This window comes from Actinoplanes sp. NPDC051470, from assembly GCF_040682035.1.
In the GTDB taxonomy this organism is placed as follows: Bacteria; Actinomycetota; Actinomycetes; order Mycobacteriales; family Micromonosporaceae; genus Actinoplanes.
Window position 1 is genome coordinate 37,944 of record NZ_JBFBAA010000005.1, and the last position, 25,145, is coordinate 63,088.

22 protein-coding genes, 1 pseudogene and 2 riboswitches are annotated in these 25,145 nt (G+C 70.9%); of the genes and pseudogenes, 6 read left to right on the plus strand and 17 right to left on the minus strand.

What is annotated here, in order from left to right; translation table 11 throughout:
* Window positions 1-17: 17 nt before the first annotated feature.
* Window positions 18-1,061 carry a hypothetical protein gene (locus AB0M54_RS11270; RefSeq protein ID WP_364322590.1) on the minus strand — a complete coding sequence of 348 codons (1,044 nt, stop codon included), beginning with the start codon at window positions 1,059-1,061 and terminating at the stop codon, window positions 18-20.
* A gap of 2 nt (window positions 1,062-1,063) precedes the next feature.
* Window positions 1,064-1,204, minus strand: a riboswitch (cyclic di-AMP (ydaO/yuaA leader).
* Between the two features lie 263 nt (window positions 1,205-1,467).
* A riboswitch (cyclic di-AMP (ydaO/yuaA leader) is annotated at window positions 1,468-1,607 on the plus strand.
* A 3-nt stretch (window positions 1,608-1,610) separates the two neighbouring features.
* Between AB0M54_RS11270 and AB0M54_RS11275 the strand changes: the two genes are divergently transcribed.
* Window positions 1,611-2,651 (plus strand): hypothetical protein, encoded by a 1,041-nt coding sequence (locus tag AB0M54_RS11275; RefSeq protein WP_364322588.1) that lies wholly within the window; start codon window positions 1,611-1,613, stop codon window positions 2,649-2,651.
* Between the two features lie 54 nt (window positions 2,652-2,705).
* On the opposite strand, the gene AB0M54_RS11280 is transcribed toward AB0M54_RS11275, so the two are convergent.
* The 7 genes and pseudogenes from AB0M54_RS11280 to AB0M54_RS11310 form a co-directional block, all read right to left on the minus strand.
* A complete protein-coding gene (locus tag AB0M54_RS11280; protein WP_364322586.1) occupies window positions 2,706-5,075 on the minus strand; it encodes a glycoside hydrolase family 65 protein in 2,370 nt (789 codons plus the stop codon).
* 55 nt (window positions 5,076-5,130) lie between these two features.
* Complete coding sequence (locus tag AB0M54_RS11285; protein WP_364322674.1) at window positions 5,131-5,871, minus strand: beta-phosphoglucomutase family hydrolase; 741 nt, start codon at window positions 5,869-5,871, stop codon at window positions 5,131-5,133.
* Window positions 5,872-5,950: 79 nt separating this feature from the next.
* Window positions 5,951-6,469: an ATP-binding protein gene (locus AB0M54_RS11290; protein ID WP_364322584.1), complete on the minus strand. Its 519-nt coding sequence runs from the start codon at window positions 6,467-6,469 to the stop codon at window positions 5,951-5,953.
* 46 nt (window positions 6,470-6,515) lie between these two features.
* Window positions 6,516-7,403, minus strand: coding sequence for a hypothetical protein (locus tag AB0M54_RS11295; RefSeq protein WP_364470471.1), 888 nt, complete (start codon window positions 7,401-7,403; stop codon window positions 6,516-6,518).
* Between the two features lie 132 nt (window positions 7,404-7,535).
* Window positions 7,536-9,035 carry a hypothetical protein gene (locus AB0M54_RS11300; protein ID WP_364470473.1) on the minus strand — a complete coding sequence of 500 codons (1,500 nt, stop codon included), beginning with the start codon at window positions 9,033-9,035 and terminating at the stop codon, window positions 7,536-7,538.
* 334 nt (window positions 9,036-9,369) lie between these two features.
* Window positions 9,370-10,668: an ATP-binding cassette domain-containing protein gene (locus AB0M54_RS11305; RefSeq protein ID WP_364470475.1), complete on the minus strand. Its 1,299-nt coding sequence runs from the start codon at window positions 10,666-10,668 to the stop codon at window positions 9,370-9,372.
* A 122-nt stretch (window positions 10,669-10,790) separates the two neighbouring features.
* Window positions 10,791-12,770, minus strand: a pseudogene (locus AB0M54_RS11310) (CDP-glycerol glycerophosphotransferase family protein).
* A gap of 146 nt (window positions 12,771-12,916) precedes the next feature.
* Between AB0M54_RS11310 and AB0M54_RS11315 the strand changes: the two are divergent.
* On the plus strand, window positions 12,917-13,105 hold the full coding sequence (locus AB0M54_RS11315; protein ID WP_364322576.1) for a PspC domain-containing protein: 189 nt from the start codon (window positions 12,917-12,919) through the stop codon (window positions 13,103-13,105).
* A 16-nt stretch (window positions 13,106-13,121) separates the two neighbouring features.
* On the opposite strand, the gene AB0M54_RS11320 is transcribed toward AB0M54_RS11315, so the two are convergent.
* The 7 genes from AB0M54_RS11320 to pdxH are packed head-to-tail and all read right to left on the minus strand — an operon-like array spanning window position 13,122 to window position 18,837.
* Window positions 13,122-13,838, minus strand: a complete 717-nt coding sequence (locus AB0M54_RS11320; RefSeq protein WP_364470477.1) for a DUF4230 domain-containing protein — start codon at window positions 13,836-13,838, stop codon at window positions 13,122-13,124.
* Window positions 13,839-13,866: 28 nt separating this feature from the next.
* A complete protein-coding gene (locus AB0M54_RS11325) occupies window positions 13,867-15,036 on the minus strand; it encodes an acyl-CoA dehydrogenase family protein (protein WP_364470479.1) in 1,170 nt (389 codons plus the stop codon).
* The gene (locus AB0M54_RS11330; RefSeq protein ID WP_364322570.1) at window positions 15,033-15,326 is read right to left on the minus strand and encodes a type II toxin-antitoxin system VapB family antitoxin; all 294 of its coding nucleotides are present in this window, start codon (window positions 15,324-15,326) and stop codon (window positions 15,033-15,035) included. The genes AB0M54_RS11325 and AB0M54_RS11330 overlap by 4 nt, the downstream gene beginning before the upstream one ends.
* A gap of 36 nt (window positions 15,327-15,362) precedes the next feature.
* A complete protein-coding gene (locus tag AB0M54_RS11335) occupies window positions 15,363-15,968 on the minus strand; it encodes a nitroreductase family protein (RefSeq protein ID WP_364322569.1) in 606 nt (201 codons plus the stop codon).
* Complete coding sequence (locus tag AB0M54_RS11340; RefSeq protein ID WP_364322567.1) at window positions 15,958-16,887, minus strand: aldose 1-epimerase family protein; 930 nt, start codon at window positions 16,885-16,887, stop codon at window positions 15,958-15,960. Before AB0M54_RS11340 ends, AB0M54_RS11335 begins: the two co-directional genes overlap by 11 nt.
* Window positions 16,888-16,897: 10 nt before the next feature.
* Window positions 16,898-18,217 (minus strand): MFS transporter, encoded by a 1,320-nt coding sequence (locus tag AB0M54_RS11345; RefSeq protein WP_364322565.1) that lies wholly within the window; start codon window positions 18,215-18,217, stop codon window positions 16,898-16,900.
* The gene (gene pdxH / locus AB0M54_RS11350) at window positions 18,214-18,837 is read right to left on the minus strand and encodes a pyridoxamine 5'-phosphate oxidase (protein ID WP_364322672.1); all 624 of its coding nucleotides are present in this window, start codon (window positions 18,835-18,837) and stop codon (window positions 18,214-18,216) included. The genes AB0M54_RS11345 and pdxH overlap by 4 nt, the downstream gene beginning before the upstream one ends.
* Before the next feature lie 185 nt (window positions 18,838-19,022).
* On the opposite strand from pdxH, the gene AB0M54_RS11355 reads away from it, so the two are divergent.
* The 3 genes from AB0M54_RS11355 to sepH all read left to right on the plus strand — a co-directional run bounded on the left by AB0M54_RS11355 (window position 19,023) and on the right by sepH (window position 22,552).
* Window positions 19,023-20,129, plus strand: coding sequence for a citrate synthase 2 (locus AB0M54_RS11355; RefSeq protein ID WP_364470481.1), 1,107 nt, complete (start codon window positions 19,023-19,025; stop codon window positions 20,127-20,129).
* A gap of 30 nt (window positions 20,130-20,159) precedes the next feature.
* Window positions 20,160-21,281, plus strand: coding sequence for a phosphoserine transaminase (gene serC / locus AB0M54_RS11360; protein ID WP_364322561.1), 1,122 nt, complete (start codon window positions 20,160-20,162; stop codon window positions 21,279-21,281).
* 167 nt (window positions 21,282-21,448) lie between these two features.
* A complete protein-coding gene (gene sepH / locus AB0M54_RS11365; protein ID WP_364322559.1) occupies window positions 21,449-22,552 on the plus strand; it encodes a septation protein SepH in 1,104 nt (367 codons plus the stop codon).
* A gap of 22 nt (window positions 22,553-22,574) precedes the next feature.
* Here the strand turns inward: sepH and thpR are convergent, their stop codons facing one another.
* Entirely contained in the window at window positions 22,575-23,093 is a 519-nt protein-coding gene (gene thpR / locus AB0M54_RS11370) for an RNA 2',3'-cyclic phosphodiesterase (protein WP_364470483.1), read from the minus strand.
* 68 nt (window positions 23,094-23,161) lie between these two features.
* Between thpR and AB0M54_RS11375 the strand changes: the two genes are divergently transcribed.
* A complete protein-coding gene (locus tag AB0M54_RS11375) occupies window positions 23,162-24,349 on the plus strand; it encodes an erythromycin esterase family protein (protein WP_364322555.1) in 1,188 nt (395 codons plus the stop codon).
* Here the strand turns inward: AB0M54_RS11375 and AB0M54_RS11380 are convergent.
* Window positions 24,327-25,121, minus strand: coding sequence for a hypothetical protein (locus tag AB0M54_RS11380; RefSeq protein WP_364322553.1), 795 nt, complete (start codon window positions 25,119-25,121; stop codon window positions 24,327-24,329). The two genes, AB0M54_RS11375 and AB0M54_RS11380, sit on opposite strands and share 23 nt — an antisense overlap.
* Window positions 25,122-25,145 lie beyond the last annotated feature (24 nt).

Here is a 25,145-nt window from a genome sequence, read left to right on the forward strand (position 1 = left end):
CTGGTGTCCCGTCCGGCTTACTTCACCGACAGATGCACGTGGTTGGTGTGGTCGGTGGACGGGTCGCCGCCCGCACCGGAGTACGACTTCCACCCGCTGCTGGGCAGCCAGATCCGCCGGAACCAGATGACGTAGAGCACACCCAGCGTCTTCGCGTTGCTGATGAAGTAGTTCGCCAGGTTGTTGCCGTACGTCTTGCTACTGCCGGTGGCGTCGCCGCCGAAGCCACCCTTGTCGGCGGCGAAGTCGCAGGCGCGGCCCAGCGGATGCTCGCCGCTGTTCTGCTCGCGGAAGCAGTGCACGTAGTGGTTGAACCCGTCAGCCTGCGCCTCCTTCATGGCGTGCAGCAGGCGCGGCGTGATGCAGCCGCCACTGGTCGGGTCGTTGACCGTGCAGCCGCCGTTCAGGTTGCCGCCCGGGCTGGCCTTGGCGCTGCTGCCGCCGCCACCCGGTGACCCGGCGTCCTGACCCTGACCGGCCGCCTTCAGCACGCCCTCGGCCTGCGCCTTGCGCTTGGCCATCACGGTGAGCTGCTTCTGCTGGTCGGCAATCTCGGCGTCGACCGCGGCCTTGGCCCGGAGCTGCTCGTCCCGGGCGTCCTTGAGGTTCCGCAGCGCGGCGTCCTGCTTGACCGCGACGGTCTCCAGGATCTGCACGCGGTCGAGCATCCCGGTCGAGTCGCCGGCCGACGCGTTGATCAGCGCGCCCATCGTCCCGAGCCGCCCGGTGCGGTAGCTCTGCCGGGCGATCTCGTCGAGCTCGGCCTGCCGCGGACCGAGTTCTTTGTCCAGTTCCTTGATCCGGGTGACCAGCTTGGCCTGCCGGACCTTGGAGGTGTCCAGCGCCTCCTTGGCGTCCACGTAGCCCTTGGACGCGGCCTCGACCTGCTGGATCAGCGACTTGGAGCCGCCTTCGCCGTCGTCGCCGTTGTCGCCCGGTGCGGCCAGGGGCCGGGGCGCGGCCAGGGCCGGGCCCGCCACGGTGGTGGCCGCGAGCCCGCCGAACGCGACTGCGATGGCGAGGGCGCACGCCAGTCGCTTCCGGACAGAGTTCTGCCTCATGCCGTTCCTTCCGTCGGCCGCCGACCGGGTTAGCTGACGGGTTCGGGAGGGAAGCGCTCCCTACCGCAACGAGTGCGGATACACCCCACTACCTGGGATTTGGGTCCCCGGCTCGCCGTGTGGCGATTGAGCGGCGATCACCGTTTGATAACGCTGACCGACAGGAACGATACCTACGAATCCGATATTCGCCACCTTCGCACTGAGAGCCACTAGGCATGTGCTATCAGTTATTTCGACTACGGTGAGAATGCGACGACTCACATTGATGTGAGGTCACCAGGTAATGTCACCTAAAGTCGTTGCTCAATAACGCCTTTTGACCGGTTCAGCGGGCTGAAGACGGGCGTTTCGTCAGGTAAGCTGGCCGCCGGTCACTGCCAGGAGGCACTACCCCCAAAGTGCCGGCAGGCCACCACCTAATCGCCCGAAAGGCGAGCCGGGGAACCATGTTCCTCCGGGGTGAATCCGCGGAACCTCGCGGTAGGGAGCGCTTCCCTCCCGAACCCGTCAGCTAACTCGGCCGGTGGTTACACGGAAGGATTGTGCATGACGGCAAGCCCACGCCGGTGGCTGGTCCTCGCCCTGGCACCGCTCGTCGCTGTAACCGTTTCGGTGTTCGCACCCGCGTCACCGGCGAGCGCCGAGCCGGGTGACGGCAAGAACTCCACGAAGAGCGGTTCCGCCGAGGCGCCCGAGGAGGGCAAGCAGGACGCGCTCCTGGAGGATGTGCTCGACTCCACCGGTCGTCGTTACCTGGCCGCCAAGACCGCGGTGCAGAAGTCGACGAAGACCCAGCTCAACCTCTCGGTGCAGGTGAAGCAGGCGGAGGCCAAGCGCGATCTCCTGCTACCCCAGGTCGGCCGGATCGCCGGGCAGCAGTACCGCAACGGCGGCCTGTCCACGGCCAGCTTCCTGCTCGACAGCCCCGGCGCCGGCGGCTTCCTCGACCGGGCGATCTCGCTCGAGGAGCTCAGCGCGCTGAACGACAACAAGCTGCACGAGCTGAACGAGGCGATCGACGAGGTCGCCCGCAACAAGGCCCGCCTCGACCAGGAGGTCAAGGAGCAGAAGGCCAACATGGTGCTGATGCAGAAGCAGAAGGACGCGGCGGACAAGGCGCTGGCCCTGGTCGGCGGCTCGCTGACCGACGGCTTCGTCGACGCGACGTCCAAGGTCGCCGAGCCTGCGCCGCGAGACAAGAACGGCGACTTCGGCCCGCAGAGCTGCAACGTCAAGGACCCGACCACCAGCGGCTGCATCACCGCCCGCACCCTGCACATGTACCAGCAGGTCAAGAAGGCCGGGTTCGACCGGTTCGTCGGCTGCCACCGCAACGGCGGCCCGTTCGAACACCCCAAGGGCCGGGCCTGCGACTGGTCGCTGCAGAAGTCGGGCTTCGCGAAATACCACAACGCCGACACCAAGAAGTACGGCAACGACCTGATGGCGTTCCTGGTCCGTAACGCCGACCGGCTCGGCATCCTCTATGTGATCTGGAACAAACAGATCTGGTTCCCGACCCGCGGCTGGGGCAACTACCACGGCGTCAGCACGCACGAGGACCACGTGCACGTGTCGATGCTCTAGGTGTGACGAAGAAAAAACCCCTGCCCTCCGAAACCGGAGAGCAGGGGTTTTTCGTCAGTGGCCGCTGGTCGCGCGCCGGACCGGGGCACGGCCGGCGGGCTGCTGCGGCGGCGGGCCGGTCGGTGTCCCGGGCGGGATCGGCACGGTCATCGACTTGCCCTGCACCACCTCGATCTCCTTGCCGTGGTGCACGAGCTGGAGGCGGGACGAGCCCTGCCCGTTGCGCAGCGAGTAGGTCACCTCGTCGGCGGTCACGTTGACCCGCAGCCGCAGCCCCCGCCAGAGCAGCGAGAACTCCAGCTTGGTGATCCGGCTGGGCAGCCGCGGCGCGAAGGACAGCTGACCGTTGAAGTCACGCATGCCGCCCAGGCCGGCCACGAGCGCGATCCAGGACCCGGCCAGCGACGCCACGTGCACGCCGTCCCGCGCGTTCTGGTGCAGGTCGTGCAGGTCCATCAGGGCGGCCTCGCCCAGATAGTCGTGGGCCAGCTCGAGGAAGCCCACCTCGGCCGCCATCACCGCCTGGATGCAGGCGGACAGCGACGAGTCCCGGACCGTACGCGCGTCGTAGTAGGCGAAGTTGCGCGCCTTCTCCTCCGGCGTGAACGCGTCGCCGCGCACGTACATCGCCATCACCAGGTCGGCCTGCTTGACCACCTGCTTGCGGTACAGGTCGAAGTACGGGTAGTTCAGCAGCAGCGGGTACGCCTCGGGCGCGGTGTTCTCGAAGTCCCACTCCTGGAGCCGGGTGAAGCCCTGCGACTGCTGATGCACGCCCAGCTCACGGTCGTACGGGATGTGCACGGCGGCCGCCGCGTCCCGCCAGGACGCCGTCTCCTCGTCGTCGACCCCGAGCCGGCGGGCCACCTCGGGATGGCGCTTGGCCACCTCGGCGGCCGAGAACATGTTCTGCTGCGCCATCAGGTTGGTGTAGATGTTGTCGTCCACCACGGCGGTGTACTCGTCCGGGCCGGTCACGCCGTCGATGTGGAAGCGGCCGTGCCGGTCGTGGTGGCCCAGCGAGCGCCACAGCCGAGCGGTCTCGACCAGCAGCTCCAGGCCGACCTCGCGCTCGAAGTCGTCGTCGCCGGTGGCCTGCACGTAGCGGCGCACCGCGTCGGCGATGTCGGCCCCGATGTGGAAGCCCGCGGTGCCGGCCGGCCAGTACGCCGAGCACTCCTGACCGCGGATCGTCCGCCACGGGAACGCCGCGCCCTGCAGGCCCAGCGTCTGTGCCCGCTCCCGGGCCAGGTCCAGCGTGGAGTGTCGCCAGCGCAGCACGTCGGCCGCGGCGGACGGCTGGGTGTAGGTCAGCGCCGGGAGCACGAAGGTCTCGGCGTCCCAGAACGTGTGGCCGTCGTAGCCCGGTCCGGTGAGCCCCTTGGAGCCGATCGGCCGCTGCTCGGCCCGGGCGCCCGCCTGGAGCGTGTGGAACAGCCCGAAGCGGACCGCCTGCTGCACCTCGGGGTCGCCCTCGACCTGCACGTCGGAGTGGTCCCAGAACGCGTCCAGGTATTCCCGCTGTGCGTCGACCAGCCCCTCCCAGCCGTCCAGCCGGGCACTGGCCAGCGCGCCGCCGACCTGGTCGCGGACGGCGGGCAGCGAGCGGTGGCTGGACCAGCCGTAGGCGGCCAGCTTGACCACCCGCAGCTTCTGACCCGGCTCGAGCTTGCAGGCGACCGTGGTCCGCAGCCAGTCCGGGTGGCCCTCGGTGGTGATGGCGTGCTTGCCCGGCGTCTCGACCAGGTGCTCCATCGCCGCGGCCATCCGCAGGTCGCTGGCCTTGGTGCGGTGCACCAGCAGGCCGCCGGTCTTCTGCTCGAGCATCTCCTCGGCCTGCAGCGGGTGGTCGAGCACGGCCGCCACCCGCGGGTCCTTGCTGGTCGGCGGCAGCTGCTCGTTGGCCACCAGCTCGGACTGCAGGATCAGCCGCGCGCTCTGGTCGAGCGGCTCCACCTCGTACAGGATGGCCACGACGGCACGCTGGGTGAACGACACCAGGCGGACGGTGCGGATGCGGATCGCCTGGCCGGAGGGCGAGACCCACTCGGCCGTCCGCTCCAGGGTGCCGGCCCGCAGATCCAGAACACGTTCGTGCGAGCGCAGGTCGCCGTACCTGACGTCGAACGGCTCGTCGTCGACCAGCAGCCGCATGAGCTTGGCGTTGGTCACGTTGACCATCGTCTGGCCGGACTCCGGGAAGCCGTAGCCGGCCTCGGCGTACGGCAGCGGGCGCAGCTCGTAGAACGAGTTCAGGTACGTGCCGGGCAGGCCGTGCGGCTCGCCCTCGTCCAGGTTGCCGCGTACCCCGATGTGCCCGTTGGCCAGCGCGAATACCGATTCGGACTGGGCCAGGAGATTCAGGTCGAGCCGGGTCTCCCGGATATGCCAAGGGTCGACGGGGTACGCCCGTTCACGGATCACGGTGGTGCCTCTCGATGAACTGAGGAAGGACAAAAGTCTGAGCGAAAGTACGCGCCTAGCGCGTCAGGAGTTCGGACAGATCCTGAACCACGATGTCGGCGCCGTGTGCCTTGAGCGCCTCGGCCTGGTTCACCCGATCGACGCCGATGGTGATCCCGAAACCGCCGGCTCGTCCCGCCTCGACGCCGGCCAGCGCGTCCTCGAAGACGGCACAGTTCTCCTTGGGCACGCCGAGCAGCTCGGCGGCGTAGAGGAACGTGTCCGGCTTCGGCTTGCCCGGCAGGCCGCGCTCGCGGGCCACCACGCCGTCCACCCGGACCTCGAGGAAGTCGGTGATGCCGGCCGCCGCGAGGACGTCCTTGCAGTTGGCGCTGGCCGACACGACGGCACGGCGCAGGCCGGCCTCCTGGGCGGCGCGCAGGTAGTCCACCGATCCGGGGTAGACCTGCACCTTGCCCTCCCGGATCTTCTCCAGGACCAGGATGTTCTTCTTGTTGCCGATGCCGTTGACGGTCTCGGCGTCAGGACCGTCGTCCGGGCTGCCCTCGGGCAGGGTGATGCCTCGCGAGGACAGGAAGGTGCGTACTCCATCGGCGCGCTGCCGGCCGTCGACGTACTGGTGGTAGTCGGCGCCGGAGTCGAACGGCACGTAGGGCTCGCCGCGCTGTGCGTACCAGGTCTCGAGGAACTGGTCGAACGTCTGTTTCCACGCTGCGTTGTGGACGAGGGCGGTCTGCGTGAGCACACCGTCGAGGTCGAAGAGGCAGGCCGTTACGTGAGGAGGAAGACCGAGCACGCGCCCCAATGTAGTCGTCATGCCGTGTGGATACGCCGCAACGGGGCACCCAAGGTTTCCGGCGCGCTGCACTGAGGTTTCAGGCGGTCGACGACCCGCCGTTGACCAGGTCAGACGTGGTGTGAGCAGCCGGGCCGGCCATGCGCAGGCCGATCGTGGTGCCGATCGGACCGGTCGCCATGCTGACCTCGTCGCACAGCCGGTACGCCAGCCAGATGCCCCGGCCGCCCAGATCGAACACGTCCGGCGCCTCGGGCGGGCGTTGGTAGGGAAGCGGAATGCCCGGCCCGGAATCGGTGATTGTGCACCAGACGGACTGACCGGACCGGCTCAGCACGACCCGCCCGCGGCCACCCGCGTGGAGCACGACGTTGGTGATGATCTCGTTGATCGCCAGCACGAAGGCCTGCAGCCGGTCGGGGCCGAAACCCGCGTCGAGCAGCCAGGCCCGGACGCCGTGGCGGATGACGGCGATGTCGTCGACGCCGAAGACACGGTCGTAGAGGTCGGCGGCGACCGCGGCCGTCGCGACCCGCTCGCGCGACGCTGCCGGACGCACTGCGTCCAGGTCACGGCGTCGCCCACGTGTTTCGTCCACCGACGAGCAGCCTACGCGGGTCTGCTCGCCGGTGGCAGATGCGACCTCAGAAGAGATCGGCGATGGTCCGGAAGATCTCCGCGTAGAAGTTGCCGTCGAGCTGCCGGTAGAGGCTGAACTTCATGTCCGGGCTGCCGAAGAACGGCCGCAGCGTCCACGCCAGCTGGGTGCCGACGAAGCCGAAGAGCAGGATCCAGATGTAGAGCAGCGTCATGCTGGGCGGCGCGGCCGGCTTGGGCGCCATCGGCGGCCGGGCGTACGGGTGGTGGGTGCCCGGCGGGAACGGCCGGGCCTGCGGTCCGGGCACCGGGACGGGCTGCTGCGCGGCCGGCGCCTCGGCCGGGGCGAGCGCGGCGACCAGCACCGGCACCGGCGGGCTGACCGGCGCCGCGTTGTCCTTGATCTCGGGCCGGGCCTCGGTCTTCACCTCGGGCGACAGCAGGCCGTGCTCGTTGAGCACCCGCATGCCGCCGGTCAGGAAGCGCAGGCCGACCAGCGCCGACAACGCCAGGATGGCCACGTTGAGCAGCTTGAAGAAGCCGTAGTCGTTCGCCGTGATCAGGAAGAACAGGCTGATCGGGGCGAAGGCCAGGGCGAGCATCGCGGTCACCGTCAGCGCGACCATGACCAGCGACAACGACTGCCGGACACTGAGCCGCGCACCGAAGACCAGATTGAACAGATAGAGCGTGGGCAGACAGATCGCCAGCGTGACGAGGAAGAGCAGCGGCAGCTTCACCGCCGACGTCAGCGCCATCTGCACACTGTGGAACGAGCCGAGGACGGCGCCGTAGACGGCCAGCGCGACCACCGAGCTGACCAGCATCTGGCCGGTCAGCCTGGTGAGATCACGATCCTCGACGACTTGCTGCCAGATGCCTTGCCGGTCCCGGAGGATGCGCTCGATAACCAGCAATCCCGATGTCTTGGCCACGCCGGTTCACCCCTTAACGACAGGTCGCAACGTCATCGTCGATACGGCACCGCACCGACGTGTGCCAGGGAGCATAGACCGAAAGGTCAAGGGTTGGTAACAACGACCTTCATTAATCGCCTGAACGAAGACTCAGGAACCCGGGCGAATGACCGCCGGGGTGGTGAGCAGCCACGCCGCGGTGGTCCGTGAGCTGGTCGGGAGCCGGTCATCGGCCCTCACCTCGGCCAGCAGCGTGCGGTGGCCGTCGGTGCCCATGCCGTAGGTGACCCCGTGCAGGATCTGCTCGCCCAGACCGCTCCGGGCGCGCTGCCACGCCTCGAACTGGGTCTGCAGGATGCGCCGCCAGGTGTCCTCGTCGAAGGCGCCGGCGCAGTGCGGGGTGGCCCACGCCGCGGCGTGCCGGGCCGCCTCGCTCGACCCCGGCGCGGTCAGGATCTGCCGGATCAGCGTGCGGTGCTCGGTGGCGCCCAGGATCGTGAGGGTACGCAGCGTCGGCGCCAGCCCGGCCTCACTGCGCCGCCGGAAGTCGGCCACCACGTCCTGCAGCAGCGCCGTCGCGACCGCCGGGGCGTACGGCGTGGCCGCCACGAACATCGCCGCGTGCATCCGGTCGTCCGGGTTCGCGCTGAACAGGGCGTCGTCGACCAGACCGGTCAGCACCGGGTCGGGTCCGTGACCGGGCAGCACCTCGGCCGCCGCCACGATCGCGGCCCGGCGCGCCACCGGCCGGGGCGGGCGCGTGTGGTCCGGCCCGCCGGGCGCGGGACCGCCGGCCAGCGATCGGCCCACCTCGAAGATCAGCGGGCGCAGGTCGCGGGACAGCACCGAGTCGTCCAGCAGCCCGGTCATCGACGCGCCCAGCCGCCCGAGCTCGTCCGGCGTGAAGTGCCCGGCCCGCACCTTGCGGACGCTGGCCAGCAGCGCGCCGTAGAGCGACCGGCCGTCGTCGGCGGCCGCGATGGTCCGGCAGATGTGCCGGTTGGCGTCCGGGTGGGCGGTGGCGTCGAGCAGCGACAGCGGCTCCACCACGACCGGCGTGCTGCGGTCGACGGCCAGGCTGATGCACGCGTCGACCGCGTGCACGCCGGCGTCCGGGTGGTCCAGCAGCCGGCTCATCGCCTCCTGCCGCTGCAGCCAGGCGGTGTCCTCGGCGACCACCAGCTCGCCGAGCAGCCGGTGGGAGACCCGTTCCCACAGCCCCGGCGGGTGCAGCACCAGCCCCGGGCAGGCCTGCACCAGCTCGCTCAGCTCACCCCAGCGCTGCCCGGTCATCGGCTCGCCGGTGGTGGCCCGCTCGAGCAACTCGTGGAAGCGCCGCTGATCGGGCACGGCGCCGGCGGCGATGATCAGCGGGCTCGTCCCGGCCGCCCGGTCGACGGCGTCCTTGAGCGCGGTCAGCGAGTGCGGCGCCAGGCCGAGCAGGTCCTCGTACCGCCGGATGGTCTCGCGCCGCGGCACCACCGTGCCGTCCTCCCACCGGGTGACCTGGGAGGGCGCGAGGGGACGCTCGCCGCCGGCCCGGAACGCGGCCGCGAACTCCTTGCCGGCCCTCAGCCGCGGGTCCCGGGCGAGCCGCCGGTTGACACGCAGCAGCCAGCTGATGCGCTCACGGACCGGCGTGGCTGACACGGGCGCAAAGGTACCGCTCCATGACAGATCCACTCAATGACTCGCAAGTCCAGCATTGGCCGAAAGCGATCTCCGTCCTGGCCGATTGCAGTCCACTGGGAACGCTGCAATTGATCATCCAGCGGAGCGCGCTCAGGCGCTAACGTCCGGAAAGGCTCATCTGGCGGGATGAGCCGGGCCCTGTGCCAGGTGGCGGCGGCACAGGGCCTCAAATCAGGATCAAGGGCATGAGGTCGTAGCCGGGTGGGTGGTCCCGACCGTCGCTCCCGCCGAGGGTCGCTTCGCTCCACGTGCGTAAACGGTCACCCTTCGGCGCTTCGCGCCAAACCCCTGGCTATCGCCAGCCGACGTCGATGCGGTCGCCCTTGTCGTCGAAGAAATGCAGGGCGTCCATGCGGACGGACACCGCCAAGGGGTGACCGGGTGAGACGGCGGGGTAGGGGGCCAGGCGTACGGCCAGTTCGGCGGGGCGGCGGTGGTGGCGGCCGTTGTCGCCGAGGACGCTGGTCTGCTCCGGGTCCTGTACCGCGGCCGCCGCCGTGCCGCGTCCGGTCAGCCGGGACAGCGCGCCGCCGATCTTGCGCAGGGTGCCCGGCTCCTCGGTCGCGTTCTCGTGCGCCGCCTGGCCCATCTCGTCGACCACGATCGCGGTGGCGCCGATGTCCAGGAACGCCAGCGACTCGTGGCCGTGGTGCTCGAGGTAGCGGATCCGCCCGTGCATCACGTCGCCGGGGGCGTCGGGGGCGACCGGCGTGAGGGCCTCGGCCCGCATCCCGACCACGATCCGCTCGCCGTGGTAGCGCGCCACGGCCCGGGCCCGGATGTCGGTCCACGGCAGGTAGAGGGCCTGCTCCCCGAAGTTGAGGGCGATGTACCGGTCGAGGTGGACGTAGACCTGCGCCTCCAGCAGGTTCATCCGGGGCGCGCCGAGGAACGCGGCGACGTACAGGGTGGCGGGCCGGCCGTACACCTCGGTCGGTGTCCCGATGTCCTGCAGGACGCCCTTGCGCAGGATCGCCACCCGGTCGGCCATGGTCAGCGCCTCGGCCTGGTCGTGGGTCACGTACATGGTGGTGACGCCCAGTTCCCGGGTCAGCCCGGTGATCTCCGCCCGCAGTTCGGCCCGCAGCCCGCTGTCCAGGTTGGACAGCGGCTCGTCCATCAGGAAGAGCTCCGGCCGGCGGACGATCGCCCGGCCCATCGCCACCCGCTGCCGCTGCCCGCCGGAGAGCTGGCTGGGCCTGCGGGCCAGCACGTCGCCGATGCCCAGCGCGCTCGCCACGTTGCCGACCTGCTCGCCGCGCTGCTGCGGTTCGATGCCGGAGAGCTTGAGCGGGAAGCCGATGTTGTCGTTCACGCTCATGTGCGGATAGAGCGCGAAGTCCTGAAACACCATCGCGATCTTGCGGTCCCGGGGCGCCACGTCCAGAACCGGTTCGCCGTTCAGCAGGATGTCGCCGGCGGTGGGGTCCTCGAGCCCGGCGATCATCCGCAGAACGGTCGACTTGCCGCATCCGGACGGGCCGAGCAGGACCATGAATTCGCCATGCTTCACGTCGAGGCTGACCCGGTCGACCGCCAGCGTTCCGTCCGGCCAGACTTTGGTGACGTCGTTGATACTGACGGTGGACACCGTCTGCCTCCTGCGGTCCCTGAGCAGCGACCATGACGGTCTGCGATCGCGACCACTGTGACCAGCGATATAGACGTTCAACCATCGGTCGAACGTTCCATTTGCCCAGTGTGATCACTTGACTACGGAGGCATGACCCGCTGAACCACCCGTTCCGCCGCGTGTCCGTCGTCCAGGGCACAGAAGCGCGCACGGAACGCCGCCCTTGCCGCGGTCGCCTCCGGGTCCGAATAGGACTCCGATCGCATAGTCGCCAAAAGTTCCGAATACGTCACTGCGACCGATCCGGGAGGTTGTGCGAGCAGATCGAAATAAACTCCGCGCACCTCGCGATAGGCGGCCCAGTCCGGCGCGAAGATCACCACCGGGCGGTCCAGCACCGCGTAGTCGAACATCGCCGATGAATAGTCCGTTATGAGAACGTCGGCGTCCAGATAGAGGTCCTCCACCACCGGGTACGCCGACACGTCCACCACCCGCCCCGAGGACGACCACACCGAAGCGTGGAAGTAGTGCGACCGCACCAGCAGCACCGTCCCCGGTCCCAGCCGCTCGGCCAGGTCCTCGACGTCCAGGACGGGCGTGCCCGGCGGCTTCCACTCGCGGTGCGTGGGGGCGTACAGCACGACGCGGTCGTCCGCCGCCAGGCCGAGCTTCGCGCGTACCCCCGCGATCTCGCCCGCCGTGACCACCGCCAAGCGATCGTTGCGCGGATAGCCCACCTCGAGGGTCTCGTGCCGGGCCGGATAGGCCCGCGCCCAGGCCGCGGTGGTGTGCGCGTTGGCCGAGAGGCTGAAGTCCCAGCGGTCGGCCCGGGCCATCTGCGCCGCGAAGTCGGTGTTCATCGCGCCGGCCGGATGCTCGACCTGGTCCAGGCCCATCTTCTTGAGCGGCGTGCCGTGGTGCGTTCAGCGACGCCACCGCACCCCGGCTGACCACCCAGACGCCGCGGATGTCGGGCCGGAGGCGCTCGGCGGCGGCCGCGATGGCGGCCGGGTTGCAGGCGACCCCGCGGTACCAGTACGCGGCGTACACGGCGAGCCGCGGATCGATCGGCCGCCGCAGGTGGAACCGGTAGTAGCCGCGGTAGACGGCCTGCCGCGCCTTCCCGGCCCGCCCCCGGAGCGCGGCCACCCGGTGTGCCACGGCCGCCATCAGGTCGTACGCCCGATAGGCCGGCCAGTGGCCGCGCGCCACGAGCCGGTGCCGGACACCCTCGCCACCGCCGGGCCGCGGGTAGCTCCCCTGCCGCACCACCTCGTCGTGGAGCCGGGCGAAGAATCGTCGCCGCGACCGGCGCGGCACCCGCTCGGGGTTGGCCAGCACGACCAGGCCGTGCCAGACCATCCGGCGGACCAGCCGCCTCCGCAGGTCCGGGCCGGCGTGCTCGGACACCGCGGCCAGCGCGTCGGCCCACTGGTCGAAGACCTGGAAGTGGCGATCGTCCAGGGTCCGGGTGATCGCCCGGTCCGCCGCTGCCGGTAGTGCACGCACACCCGCGGCAGCACGCTGATCCGCTCGGCCACGGCCAGCAGCGGGTAGGTGAACGAGACGTCCTCGTACCAGCCCGGCGCGAACCGGATCTCTCGCTTGACCAGCAGCTCCCGCCGCACCACCTTGTTCCAGGCCACGTGCAGAACGTCGAGGATCTCGGGGTACGCCTCGGCGGTGAAGCCCTCCGGCGCCGCCGCCAGGACGTCCCGCCCCGACCCCGGCTCGACCCGTCCGTCCCAGTGCACCCGGTCGAACCCGACGAAGAGCACGTCGGGGTCGGCGTCCCGGAGCCGGCGGGCGATCGCGCCCAGCGCGCCGGGCGCCACCCGGTCGTCGCTGTCCACGAACCACACGTAGTCGCCGAGGGCCGCGTCCAGCCCGGCGTTGCGGGCCCGGCCCAGGCCGACGTTGGCCGGCAGGGTCAGCACCCGGACCCGGGGATCACGCCCGGCGTAGGTGGCGAGGATGGCGCCGCTGCCGTCCGGCGAGCCGTCGTCGACCGCGACGATCTCCAGGTCGGCGCCGGCTGGGCCGAGCAGCGAGTCGAGGCATTCGGCCAGATAGCCCTGCACTCTGTGTACTGGAAGCACCACGCTGAGCAGCGTCATCGGAGCCGAGGTTAGCAAGTCCGCACATCAGGGAACCCCCGTGTCCAGATCTACGGGGTTCACCCGAGGCGGGACGCGCCCGGGATTCCTACCGTGGAAGGAGGTCGCGGCACCGCGCCGCGGCCGATCCGAAGGAGTGAGTTGCCGTGACGACCCGCCGCCTGTCCCGCCCCCGGAACGACCGCTGGATCGCCGGTGTGTGCTCCGGCCTGGCCCGCCGCTTCGGCATCTCCAGCAACATCATGCGCCTGATCTTCGTGCTCTCCTGCCTGCTGCCCGGCCCGCAGATCCTGATCTACATCATCCTCTGGGTCATGCTGCCGCAGGAGGTCTGACCCCGGCGGCCGGCCGTCAGGGGCTGCCGAAGGTGACCGTGACCGAGGTGTAGCCGAGCCGGGTGAGGAGAGACTCCAGCATCTTCTGGGTGTTCTCCCTCGCCCGCTCGTCCAGTTCGCTGCCCCGGGCGGCCTCGGTGATCCGCTTCTGCGCCTCCTGGTAGACCCGCTGCTGCTTGTTCGGGTCGGCCTTGAAGGCGTCGCCGATCCGGTTGAGCAGACCACGCTCCTCGGCCACCACATAGCTGCGTTCCATGTCGAGCGCCGCCTGCGACAACTGCGGCGGCGGCAGCGTGATCCGCACGGACTTGTACTTCTCGTCCACGACCAGCGCGCCGTCGGCCAGCGTGCCGAAGTCCACGTAGGCCTCGACCGTGCCCGACCCGACGAACAGCGTGCGCTGGTTGATCAGGAAGTCCGGGATGTTCTCCTTGTTCTGCTGCAGGTCGACGATGACCTGGAAGGTGCCGTCGGCGGCCACGTACCGGCTCAGGTCGCGCATCGACTGGAGCAGCACCGGCTGGCTGCGGTCGGTCTCCTGGTCGTCGAACGGGTTGTCGAAACCGGGCAGCACGTTGAGCGCCCGCATCCCGAAACACAGCCCGATCAGCACGGCGAAGACCACGCCGGTGAAGGCGAGAACACGCAGGCCGCCGCGCCGGCGCTCGACCGGCGTCTGGTCCGGCGGCTCGACGGGCGGAAACTCGCGGGTGGTTTCCTCTACCTCAGCCATGTCTTCACGGTAAGGCCGATCGGGCCATTTAGCCCGCGAACGCGTTCAGACCCGTCAATGCCTGGCCGATCACCAGCTGATGGATCTCCGAGGTTCCCTCGTACGTGAGCACGCTCTCGAGGTTGTTGGCGTGCCGCATCACCGGGTATTCGCCGGAGATCCCGTTGCCGCCGAGGATCGTCCGGCACTGCCGCGCGATCGCGATCGCCTCGCGGACGTTGTTGAGCTTGCCCACGCTCACCTGCTCGGGGCGCAGGGCCCCGGCCGCGTCCCGGCGCCGGCCCAGATGGAGCGCCAGCAGGAAGCCCTTCTGCAGCTCGAGGGCCATGTCGGCCAGCTTGGCCTGGGTCAGCTGGAAGCCGGCGATCGGCCGGCCGAACTGCTCACGGCTCGTCGCATAGTCGATGGCCGTGTGCAGGCAGTCACGAGCCGCGCCCAGAGCGCCCCAGATGATGCCGAATCGCGCCTCGGTCAGGCAGGAGAGCGGCGCCTTCAGGCCGCGCGCCCCGGGCAGCCGGGCCGACCCGGGCAGGCGTACCTCGTCGAGGGTGATCTCGCCGGTGCTGGACGCACGCAGCGACATCTTGTGCCGGATCTCGCGGGCGGCGAACCCGGGCGTGTCGGCCGGCACCGCGAAGCCGTACACACCCTCGTCGGCCCGGGCCCAGATCACCGCCACGTCGGCCACCGGCGCGTTGGTGATCCACATCTTGCCGCCGGTGAGGACCCAGTCGTCGCCGTCGCGGCGGGCCCGGGTGGACATGTTGGCCGGGTCGGAACCGTGGTCGGGCTCGGTCAGCCCGAAGCAGCCGATCAGCTCGCCGGCCGCCATGCCGGGCAGCCACCGCTGCTTCTGCTCGTCCGATCCATAGGCGTGAAGAGCGAACATCGCCAGCGAACCCTGCACGCTGACCAGCGAACGCACGCCGGAGTCGGCCGCCTCGAGCTCCATGCAGGCCAGGCCGTACTGCACGGCCGAGGCGCCGACGCAGCCGTACCCCTCCAGATGCATGCCGAGCAGGCCGAGCTTGCCGAACTCGCGGGCCAGGTCGCGGACCGGAACCGTGCCCTGCTCGTACCACTCGGCGACCTGGGGGCGGACCCGGTCGTCGGCGACCCGGCGGACCAGGTCGCGGATGTCGCGCTCCTCGTCGCTGAGCAGCTCGCTCAGGTCGAGAAGATCGAGCGGGGCGGTCATGGCACGACCAGCACCCGGGCGTGGATCTGGTTGCGCTGCTGAAGCGCCGCCCGGAGGGCCCGGTGCAGGCCGTCCTCCAGGTAGAGCGAGCCGCGGTACTCCACGACGTGTGGGAACAGGTCACCGTAGAACGTCGAGTCCTCAGCCAGCAGCTTGTCCAGCGCTAGCTCGCGTTTCGTGGTGATCAGGTCGGCCAGACGGATGGGTCGGGGCGGGATCTCGGCCCAGTCCTTCAGCGTCGTGTTGTGGTCGGGGTACGGAGCTCCGTCCCGGACGCCTTTGAAGATCACGACGGCACGCTCCCTTCCGACCCTGCCTTTCCGGCCTTACCCAGTCCACCGGCCATGATGCACCACTTCGTCGACCGGGCGGTGACCCCGGCGTAGTGACGGTGACCTCTTGTCGGCCGCGCGGTAGCCGACAGTGAGCGCGCCGATCGGCGTGAACTCGGCCGGCACGCCGAACGCCTCCCGGAACGCCGGGTGCGATCCGGCCGGCAGACCGATGAAACAGGAGGCCAGACCCTGGTCGACCGCGCTCAGGTGGATCAGCAGCGCGGCGAACCCGGTGTCGATGTCCCAGTAGGGCACCGGCCAGTGGGCCTCGTCACGATCGGTCCAGCCCTTGTCCGACTGGGCGTACCGATCGAGATAGACCGACTTGTTGGACATCGGCACGATGATCAGCGGCGCCCGGCTCATCCGGGTCAGCCAGTCGTCCGGGAGATCTTCGTCCCACCGGGTGACCGACCAGTAGAGTTCACGGTCGGCCGGCTCCTCCAGCACCAGGAAACCCCAGCCCTGGGAGAAGCCCGCCGACGGCGCCCGGAGCGCGTGCGCCAGCAGCTTGTCGCGTACCCCGGCCGGGATCGGGCGGTCCGGGTCGTAGTTGCGGACCATCCTGCGCCGGCGGAGGACCTCGTCAAACTCCATGCGGCCGGATGCCCCAGGTCGCCGACCAGGTCTGGCCCGGCGCGAGCACGATCAGGTCGCGGCCCGAGCGGAACGCGTCCGGCGGGCAGGTCATCGGCTCGATCGCCAGCGACCGGCGGAACCGCTCGCCGGTCAGGGTGTCCCCGGAGAACACCTGCCACCACTTGAAGTTCTCGTCGGCCCAGACCTCGACCGAGGCCGAACCGTCCGGCGCCGCGATGGTCACCGCCGAGCCACCGTCCGGACCGTGGTCGATGTCGCCGAAGGTGGTGTCCAGCACCACGTCGCCGACCCGGCGGGGCTCGGTGAAGTCGTACTCGCTGCCGGTCACCTTGACCGCGCCGATCGGCAGCAGCCGCTGGTCGGCCAGCACCCGGGTGTGGCCCGGCACGTGCAGCAGGATGTCGTCGACCGCGACGCCGGCCAGCTGCAGGTAGGGGTGCACCGAGTAGCCCCACGGCGCGTCCGCGTCGCCGGTGTTCCGCACCTCCTGCTCGCACCGCAGGCCGTCGGCGCTCACGCTCCAGCGGGTGCGCAGCAGCAGCGACCAGGGGTAACCGACCTGGGGCGGAAGGTCGAACTCCAGCGTGACGGCGCCGGCCGACTGCTCGGCGACATGCCACCGCGACCAGTTGGTCAGGCCGTGGATCGCCACGTTGCGGGGCGGCTCGGTGATCGCGAGCTGGTGGCTGGTCCCCTGGAACGAGTAGTGCCCGTCGCGGATCCGGTTGGGCCACGGGGCCAGGATCTGCCCGGCCGAGGCCGGCGAGATCTCGTCCGGGCCGAAGCCGTCGAGCACCTCGCGGTCACCGGCGCGGTACACCCGCAGCACGCCACCGACCTCGGCGAGCACGGCCTGGTGACCGTCCGCCTCGATGGTCCACTGGGTGCCCGATCTCGCCCGTACGACGCTTGTCATGGGTTGGACATTAGCGGGTCGCCTGGCCGGTATCGTCGCGTCCCTCGTCCTCGGCCGGAGGCCGGTAGCGCAGCAGCGCCGGGAAGGCCAGGGCCAGCGCGATCGCCACGCCCGCGGCCGCGAATCCGCCACCCGCCCAGGACGCGGTCGGACCGGTCAGATCGGCGGTGGCGCCCGACCTCAGGTCGCCCAGCCGGGGCCCGCCGGCCACCACGACCGTGAACACCCCCTGCAACCGCCCACGCAGCCGGTCGGGCGCGAAGACCTGCAGGATCGACTGCCGGTAGACCGCGCTGACCAGATCGGCCGCGCCGCCCACGGCGAGGAGCAGCACCATCAGCCAGAGCTGCCGGGCGAACCCGGCGAAGCCGACCGCCACGCCCCAGCCGACCACGGCGATGACCAGCGCCACCCCCTGCCGCCGGACCTTGCTGATCCAGCCCGAGGTGAGCCCGCCGATCACCGAGCCGATCGCGATCGCGGCGAACAGCCAGCCGACCGCCGACCCGCCGCCGAACCGGTCCTCGGCGATCTCCGGGAACAGCGCCCGCGGCATGGCCAGCACCATCGCCACGATGTCGACCGCGAAGGAGAGCAGCAGCACCGGCTGGGTGGCCAGGAACCGGAGCCCGGTGGCGATGCCGCGCAGCCCGGCGTTCGGCTTCTCCTCGCCCTCGACGTGTTCGACCGGTGGGATCGGTGGCAGCCGCCAGGTGGCCCAGAACGTCACCGTGAACAGCAGCGCGTCCACCGCGTAGGCCAGGACCACGCCGCGGTCGGTCGAGTACGCCCCGAAGATCAGCCCCGCCGCCAGCGGCCCGAGCACCCCGCCGGCCGTGGTCGTCGTGTAGCCCAGCGTGTTCGCGGCCGGCACCAGATGGACCGGGACGATCCGCGGGATGATCGCCTGCCGGGCCGGCGAGCTGATCGCGAACCCGGCCGACTGCACCGCCATCAGCACCAGCAGCACGACCGGGCTGTGCACCCGCATGACCGCCTGGAGCAGGAAGCCCAGCGTGGACAGCCAGGTCAGCGCCGAGCTGGCGAGCAGCAGCTTGCGGCGGTCGACCACGTCGGCCGCCGCGCCGCCCCACAGCCCGAAGATCAGCAGCGGCACCAGGCCGGCCACCCCGAGCAGGCCGACCCAGGCCGACGACCGGGTGATGTCGAACATCTCGACCGGCACCGCGACCGAGGTGAACTGGAAACCGAAGAAGCTGGCGCCGTTGCCGATCCACATCCGGCGGTACGCCAGCCCGCGCAGCGGCCGCGTGTCGATCACCCAGCTGCGGGTCGCCCGTTCGGTGGCCTCGACGGGCTCCTGAGTCACGGTGCGAGCCGTTCGATCACCCAGGTCGCGCCGTCCCGCCGGTAACGCAAGCGGTCGTGCAGCCGGCTCGTCCGGCCCTGCCAGAACTCGACGGTGTCCGGAACGACCCGCAGGCCACCCCAGTGCGGCGGCGGGGGCACCGGGCTGTCGGCGAAGCGCTCGGCCGCCTCCTCGTACCCCTCATCGACCCGAGCCCTTGAATCGAGCACCTGGGACTGCGGGCTGGCCCAGGCGCCGAGTTGCGAGCCGCGCGGCCGGGACGCGAAATAGGTCTCGGTCTCGGACCGGCTCACCCGCTCGACCGCGCCCGCGACCAGCACCTGCCGCTGCATCGGAAACCACGGAAAGACCAGGCTGGCGTACGGGTTGACGGCCGCCTCGGTGCCCTTGCGCGACTCGTAGTTGGTGTAGAACACGAAGCCGCGCTCGTCGTAGCCCTTGAGCAGGACCGTCCGGGCGCTCGGCCGGGCCCCGGCGTCGGCGGTGGCGACGATCATCGCGTTCGGCTCGGGCAGACCCCACGCGCGGGCCTCGGCGAACCAGGCCGCGAACTGCGCCGGCCAGCCGTCGGCGAGGTCGTCCTCGAGCAGTTCGCCGTGCTCGGTGTAGTCACGACGCATCCCGGCCGGTTCCGCGGTCACCCTCTGGCCCCTCTCGATAATCACTTATGAACCTAAGTCGCCACCCGTGATCCGTCAGGTCCGTCAGGATGGATGTCGCGGAGAGCACATTCGCGCCGGGTCGCCCGCCGGTTACCCAGCGGGCAAGATGAATCACTTACGGGTCCCAAGCTCCGGGAGGCGACGTGACCGACTTCAAGCCTGGCCTCGAGGGTGTGGTCGCCTTCGAGACCGAGATCGCGGAACCCGACAAGGCCGGTGGCTCGCTGCGCTACCGCGGCGTCGACATCGAAGACCTGATCGGCCAGGTGTCCTTCGGCAACGTCTGGGCGCTGCTGGTCGACGGCCGGTTCGGTCCGGGGCTGCCGCCGGCCGAGCCGTTCCCGGTGCCGGTGCACTCCGGCGACATCCGGGTCGACGTGCAGTCCGCGGTGGCCATGCTGGCGCCGTACTGGGGGCTCAACCAACTCCTCGACATCACCGACGACCAGGCCCGCTCCGACCTGGCCCGGGTGTCGGTCACCGCGCTGTCGTTCGTGGCCCAGGCGGCGCGCGGGCTGGGTCTTCCGGCCGTGCCCCAGAAAGACATCGACAAGGCGCAGACCGTGGTCGAGCGGTTCATGCGGCGCTGGCGCGGCGAGCCCGACCCGCGTCACGTCAAGGCCGTCGACGCCTACTTCATCTCGGCCGCCGAACACGGCATGAACGCGTCCACGTTCACCGCGCGGGTGGTCGCCTCGACCGGCGCCGACGTGGCCGCGTGCATCTCCTCCGGCATCGGCGCGCTCTCCGGCCCGCTGCACGGCGGCGCGCCGTCCCGCGTGCTGCACATGATCGAGGGCGTCGAACGCAGCGGCGACGCCGAGGGGTACGTGCGGGGTGTGCTCGACCGCGGCGAGCGGCTGATGGGCTTCGGCCACCGGGTCTACCGCGCCGAGGACCCACGCGCCCGGGTGCTCCGGCGCACGGCCAAGGAACTGGGCGCGCCGCGCTTCGAGGTGGCCGAGGCGCTCGAGCGGGCCGCCCTGGCCGAGCTCAAGGCCCGCAAGCCCGACCGGGTGCTGGCGACCAACGTGGAGTTCTGGTCGGCCGTGGTGCTCGACTTCGCCGAGGTGCCGTCCCACATGTTCACGTCGATGTTCACCTGCGCCCGGGTGGCCGGCTGGAGCGCGCACATCATGGAGCAGAAGAAGCTCGGCCGCCTGGTCCGCCCCTCGGCCCTCTACGTGGGACCGGCCACCCGCAAGCCGCAGGACGTGGAGGGGTGGGACCGGGTCCCGCATAATGCATAGCGGCCATCCCCCCGCCGGAAGGATCCCCAGGTGACCGACGCGATCCGCATTCCCGACGACCTCAGGCCGGTCGACGGACGGTTCGGCTCCGGGCCGAGCAAGGTCCGTCCCGAGGGGGTCGAGGCGCTGGCCGCGGTCTCGCGCACCTACCTGGGCACCTCACACCGGCAGCGCACGGTCAAGGACCAGGTGGCCCGGCTGCGCCGGTCGATCGCCGAGTTCTTCACCGCGCCGGCCGGCTACGAGGTGGTCCTCTCCAACGGCGGGACCAGCGCGTTCTGGGAAACCGCGGCGTTCGGGCTGATCCGCGACCGGGCCCAGCTGGCCGAGTTCGGCGAGTTCGGCGGCAAGTTCCGCAAGGCCGTCGCGGACGCGCCGTTCCTGGCCGCGCCGTCGGTCCGGCAGGCGCCCGGCGGGCAGGCCGCGTTCCTGGCGGCGGAGCCGGGGGTGGACACGTACGCGAGCGTCCACAACGAGACCTCGACCGGCGTGGCCGTGCCGGTGCGGCGGCCGGCCGGGGCCGACCCGGGCGCGCTGGTGCTGACCGACGCCACCTCGGGCGCGGGCGGCCTCGACGTCGACCTCACCCAGACCGATGCGTACTACTTCGCGCCGCAGAAGGCGTTCGGCTCGGACGGCGGGCTGTGGATCGCGCTGCTGTCGCCGGCCGCGCTCGACCGGGCGGCCGAGATCAAGGCGTCCGGGCGCTACATCCCCCAGTTCCTCGACCTGGTCACGGCCATCGAGCAGAGCCGGCTCGACCAGACGTACAACACGCCCGCGCTGGCCACCGTCTTCCTGGCCGCCGAGCAGACCGAGTGGATGAACGCGCAGGGCGGTCTGGCCTGGTCGGCCAAGCGCAGCGCGGAGAGCGCGGCGGCGATCTACGGCTGGGCCGACCGGTCCGAGTTCGCCACGCCGTTCGTCACCGACCCGGCCGTGCGCTCGAACGTCGTCGCCACCATCGACTTCGCCGACGGGGTCGACGCCGCGGCGATCGCCAAGGTCCTGCGGGCGAACGGCATCGTGGACACCGAGCCCTACCGCAAGCTCGGCCGCAACCAGCTCCGGGTGGCCCTCTACCCCACGGTCGACCCCGCCGACGTCGAGGCGCTCACCAGGTGCGTCGACTATGTTGTCGAACGGCTCTGAATTTCCGCCACGGACTACCACGAAGATCATCTCTGCTGCTCAACGACTCGCCCGGCGTGGCTTACCCCCATCGGGTGACCGGGGCGCGTAGCGTGTTCCTCAAATGCGCCCGGGTGACCGAGTCTCGGGAGGCAGCAGGCCAGCGAGCGACGAGACGGAGGCAACGCATGCGGCCGGTACGCTTCGTCGCTCTCTCCGAGGACGGCCAGGCGCTGGTGCTCGCCGACGAGGTCGGCCGGCTCCTCGCCCTGCCGATCGACGACCGCATCAACGGTGCCATCGTCGAGGGCCCACACCCCCACCCGACCTCGGGCGCCGGTTCGGCCGTCGCCCTGGCCACAACCGAACACTCGATGGCGGTGCTGTCCCCGCGCGACATCCAGTCCCGCATCCGGTCCGGTGAGTCGGCCGAAGACGTCGCCCGCATCGCCGGTGTGCCGGTCGACCGGGTGCTCCGCTACGCCGGCCCGGTGCTGCAGGAGCGGGCCATGCTCGCCCAGCACGCCCGCCGCACCCGGCTGAAGACCTCCGACACGGGCGCCCCGCTGGCCGAGGTCGTCGACAGCCGGCTGGCCCAGCACGGCATCGACGCCGAGAAGATCTCCTGGGACGCCTACCGCCGCGACGACGGCACCTGGCGGATCATCGCCACCTGGCCGTCCGGCAAGGCCACCGCCCAGGCGGTGTGGGACCTCGACAAGGCTCGCCAGGTCGTGTCGCCCCACGACGACATGGCGCAATACCTGTGCGCCGAGCGGCCGACCCAGATCCTCGGTCAAGAGCCGGCCCCCGAGCGCAGTGCCGACCGCGGCCACGGCCTGCCCGGCCCGACCCGCTCGGTCGAGCCCGCCCGCGGCGGCCACGGCCTGCCCTCGTCGGGCAACGAGCCCTCGCGCCCCTCACGCGACCCGATCCGCGCCGGCCGCGACGCCCTGCTGGCCTCCCTCGACCGCCCGCTCAACCCGGCCACCGGCCGCGGCCTCGACGCGGTCCCGTCCGACACGCCCCGCCGCCCGGTCGCCGGTGGCGCCGCGGCGCTGCTCGGCAGCGGCGCCGGTTCCGCCTTCGACGAAGACTCCGACCTGCCCAAGGAGGTGCCGGCCGTGCCGTCCCTGGCGGTGCTGCGGCCTCGCCGCACGGTGGGCCAGGGCGGTCAGCAGCAGAACTCGGCCACCACCGACGAGTCCGGCGAGCAGAAGCCCCGCAAGCGCCTGCCAAGCTGGGACGACGTCCTCTTCGGCGGCGGCCCGGCCGCCCGCGAGTCAAGCTAGCGCAACCCGCCCTGCGCGCGGGTCAAGCCTGAGCGACCCGCCCATCGCACGGGTCAGGCTGGAGCGGCCAGGCGCTGACCCGGTCGTAGCCGAGCCCCTCGGCATGCCGGCTGTGTACCAGCACCAGCTCGCTGGCAGTCCAGGGTGGCCCCGCATAGGCGTTCAGCGCCGCCCGCACCTCGGCGTGATCCCGGTAGGACACGGTCAGATGGGGCGTGAACGGTCCGTTGCCGAGCGGCAACCGGGCGCGGAGCCGGAAGAACGCCGGCAGGTCGCCGTCCACCCCGGCCCAGAGCGCCGTTCCGAAGTTCCCGCCGCCCGCCAGCCGCAGCCGGATCGGCCCGCCGCCGGCCGCCGCCGCACCGACCGCCTGCGAGATCTCGGGCAGTTCCTCGTCGGGATTCTCGCCGAGGAACGCCATCGTGATGTGCCACCGTTCGACCGCGGTCAGCCGGACCGGCCTGGTCATCGCGTCGCGCAGGTGCCGACGCAACTCGTCGCGGACATCTTCGGGCGGGAACAGGGCAACAAACAGTCGCACGAGCGTGACCCTAACCCGGTAATCTTCGCGGCGTTCCACCCGGGACGTCGGCCCTTCAGGAGGGTTCGTTGCATTCGCTCGACCTGACGTCCTTCCGCGACCTGGTGGGCGACGCCCGGATCGTCGGCCTTGGCGAGTCTTCCCACTATGTCCGGGAATACACCGTGGTGCGCCACGAGATGACCCGGCTCCTGGTCGAAGACCTGGGCTTCACGCTGGTCACGGTCGAGTCCGGGTTCAGTGAGGGCCTGCTCGTCAACCGCTGGACCCATGGCGGCGAGGCGCCGGTGGCCGAGGTGGCCGCCGAGGGCATGACCTACCGCTTCGGCGAGTACCCCGAGATGCACGACTTCCTGACCTGGATGCGCGACGTCAACGAGGGCGGCGGCAGCGTCACGTACGCCGGTCTCGATCTGCCCGCCGATCTGGCGTCGCTGCTCCCGCCGCTGGACAGCCTGGACGGCTACCTGTTCGACGTGGACCCGGACGGGTCGGCGCTGATCGGTCAGGCCCGGCGGCTGGCCGAGCGGTTCGCCGGACCGCACACGATGGCCGCCTTCGCCGCGTACCGGGCCATGGAGTCGGCCGACCGCAACCACCTGACCCTGCTGCTGGCCGGGCTGAGCGCCCGCTTCGACGCGATGCGCCCGCTCTATGTCCGCCGCACCGGCGCCGACCGGTACGAGACCACGCGGCACGAGCTGCGGCTGGCCGTGCGGCTCGACCAGATGCTGCGTACGCAGACCGAGGCCGCCGAGGCCGGCATCCCCACCGTGGTGAACGTCCGTGATGCCGCCATGGCCGACACCGCCCTGCGCCTGCTCGACCGCGCGGGCGGGCGGATGGTCCTGCTGGCCGCCAACACTCACCTCCAGCGCGTCCCGATGCGCCTCGACCAGTACGAGCTGCCGGTGGCCGGCGTCCATCTGGCCGACGCCCTGGGTGACGCCTACGTGGCCGTGGCCCTGACCTGCGACGGCGGGAGCACCCCGAGCCGCCGCGCCAACCCCGACTCGCCGGGTGGCGTCGACCTGGTCAGCGTCGACCTCCCCGACCCGGCCGAGGGCAGCGTCGAGGCCTATCTGCGTACGCTGCCGCACGGCGACCGGGTGACCGACCTGCGCCCGTTGCGCCGGGCGGCCGGCTTCGGCCCCCAGCGTCTCCGCGTGATGGATGGGTACCTGGACGTTCCCGTGGCGCACGCCTTCGACCTGATCGCCGCCCTCCCCAAGATCACCCCAGCAACGCGCTCCTGACCAGGTCTGCGGCGTTGACGTCGTGGTTCGTCGGGCCGAGGATGCGGGGCGCGTCGGCCGGGCCGGGGACGGTGTGCCCGGCCCCGTGCAGGGTGTAGAGCACGACCGAGGGCCATTCCGCGCGCTCCACCGACGTCCCCGGCAGCGTCGTGGTGACCGGTTCGCCGGCGACGCCGTTGCGTTCCGCGAAGTAGCGCGCCGTCTCCGGCATCGACCGCATCGGCCCGCCGACCCGGAAGAACTTGCGCAGCAGCCATCTCATCTCGCCGCCCTCGTACGCGACGATCGGGTCCTTGGTGCCGTGGATGAGCAGCATCGGCACGGGCGCCGGCGCCGTTCCCGGCAGGAGGAAGTTCGCGGGCGCCGGCATGGTCGCCCCGATGACGGCGGCGCCGGAGAGCAGCGAGGGCGTCTCGTGGAGGAGCCGCATCACCATCTGCCCGCCGTTGGAGTAGCCGACCCCGAAGACCCGGCTCGCTCCCAGCTGATCGATCACGGCCCGGGTGAACCCGACGTCGTCGATGTTCGCGAGCCGGGCCGGGAAGGAGCTCTCCCGCCGGGCGTCGTTCCAGTTGCCGCGGTAGCCATCGAGGTAGGCGACCGCGGTCCCGTCGCCGGCGAGCGCGTCGTAGATCCCGCCGGTGAACGCCCGATGCTTGGCGCCGGTCTGCTTGGACCCGTGGAAGACCAGGATCAGGTCGGCCGCTCCGGGCGCCCCCACCAGGGTGAAGGTGCGCTTCCGGCCGGCCACCTCGACGCTGTCAACGATCATGGGACGACGCTAAACTTTGACATC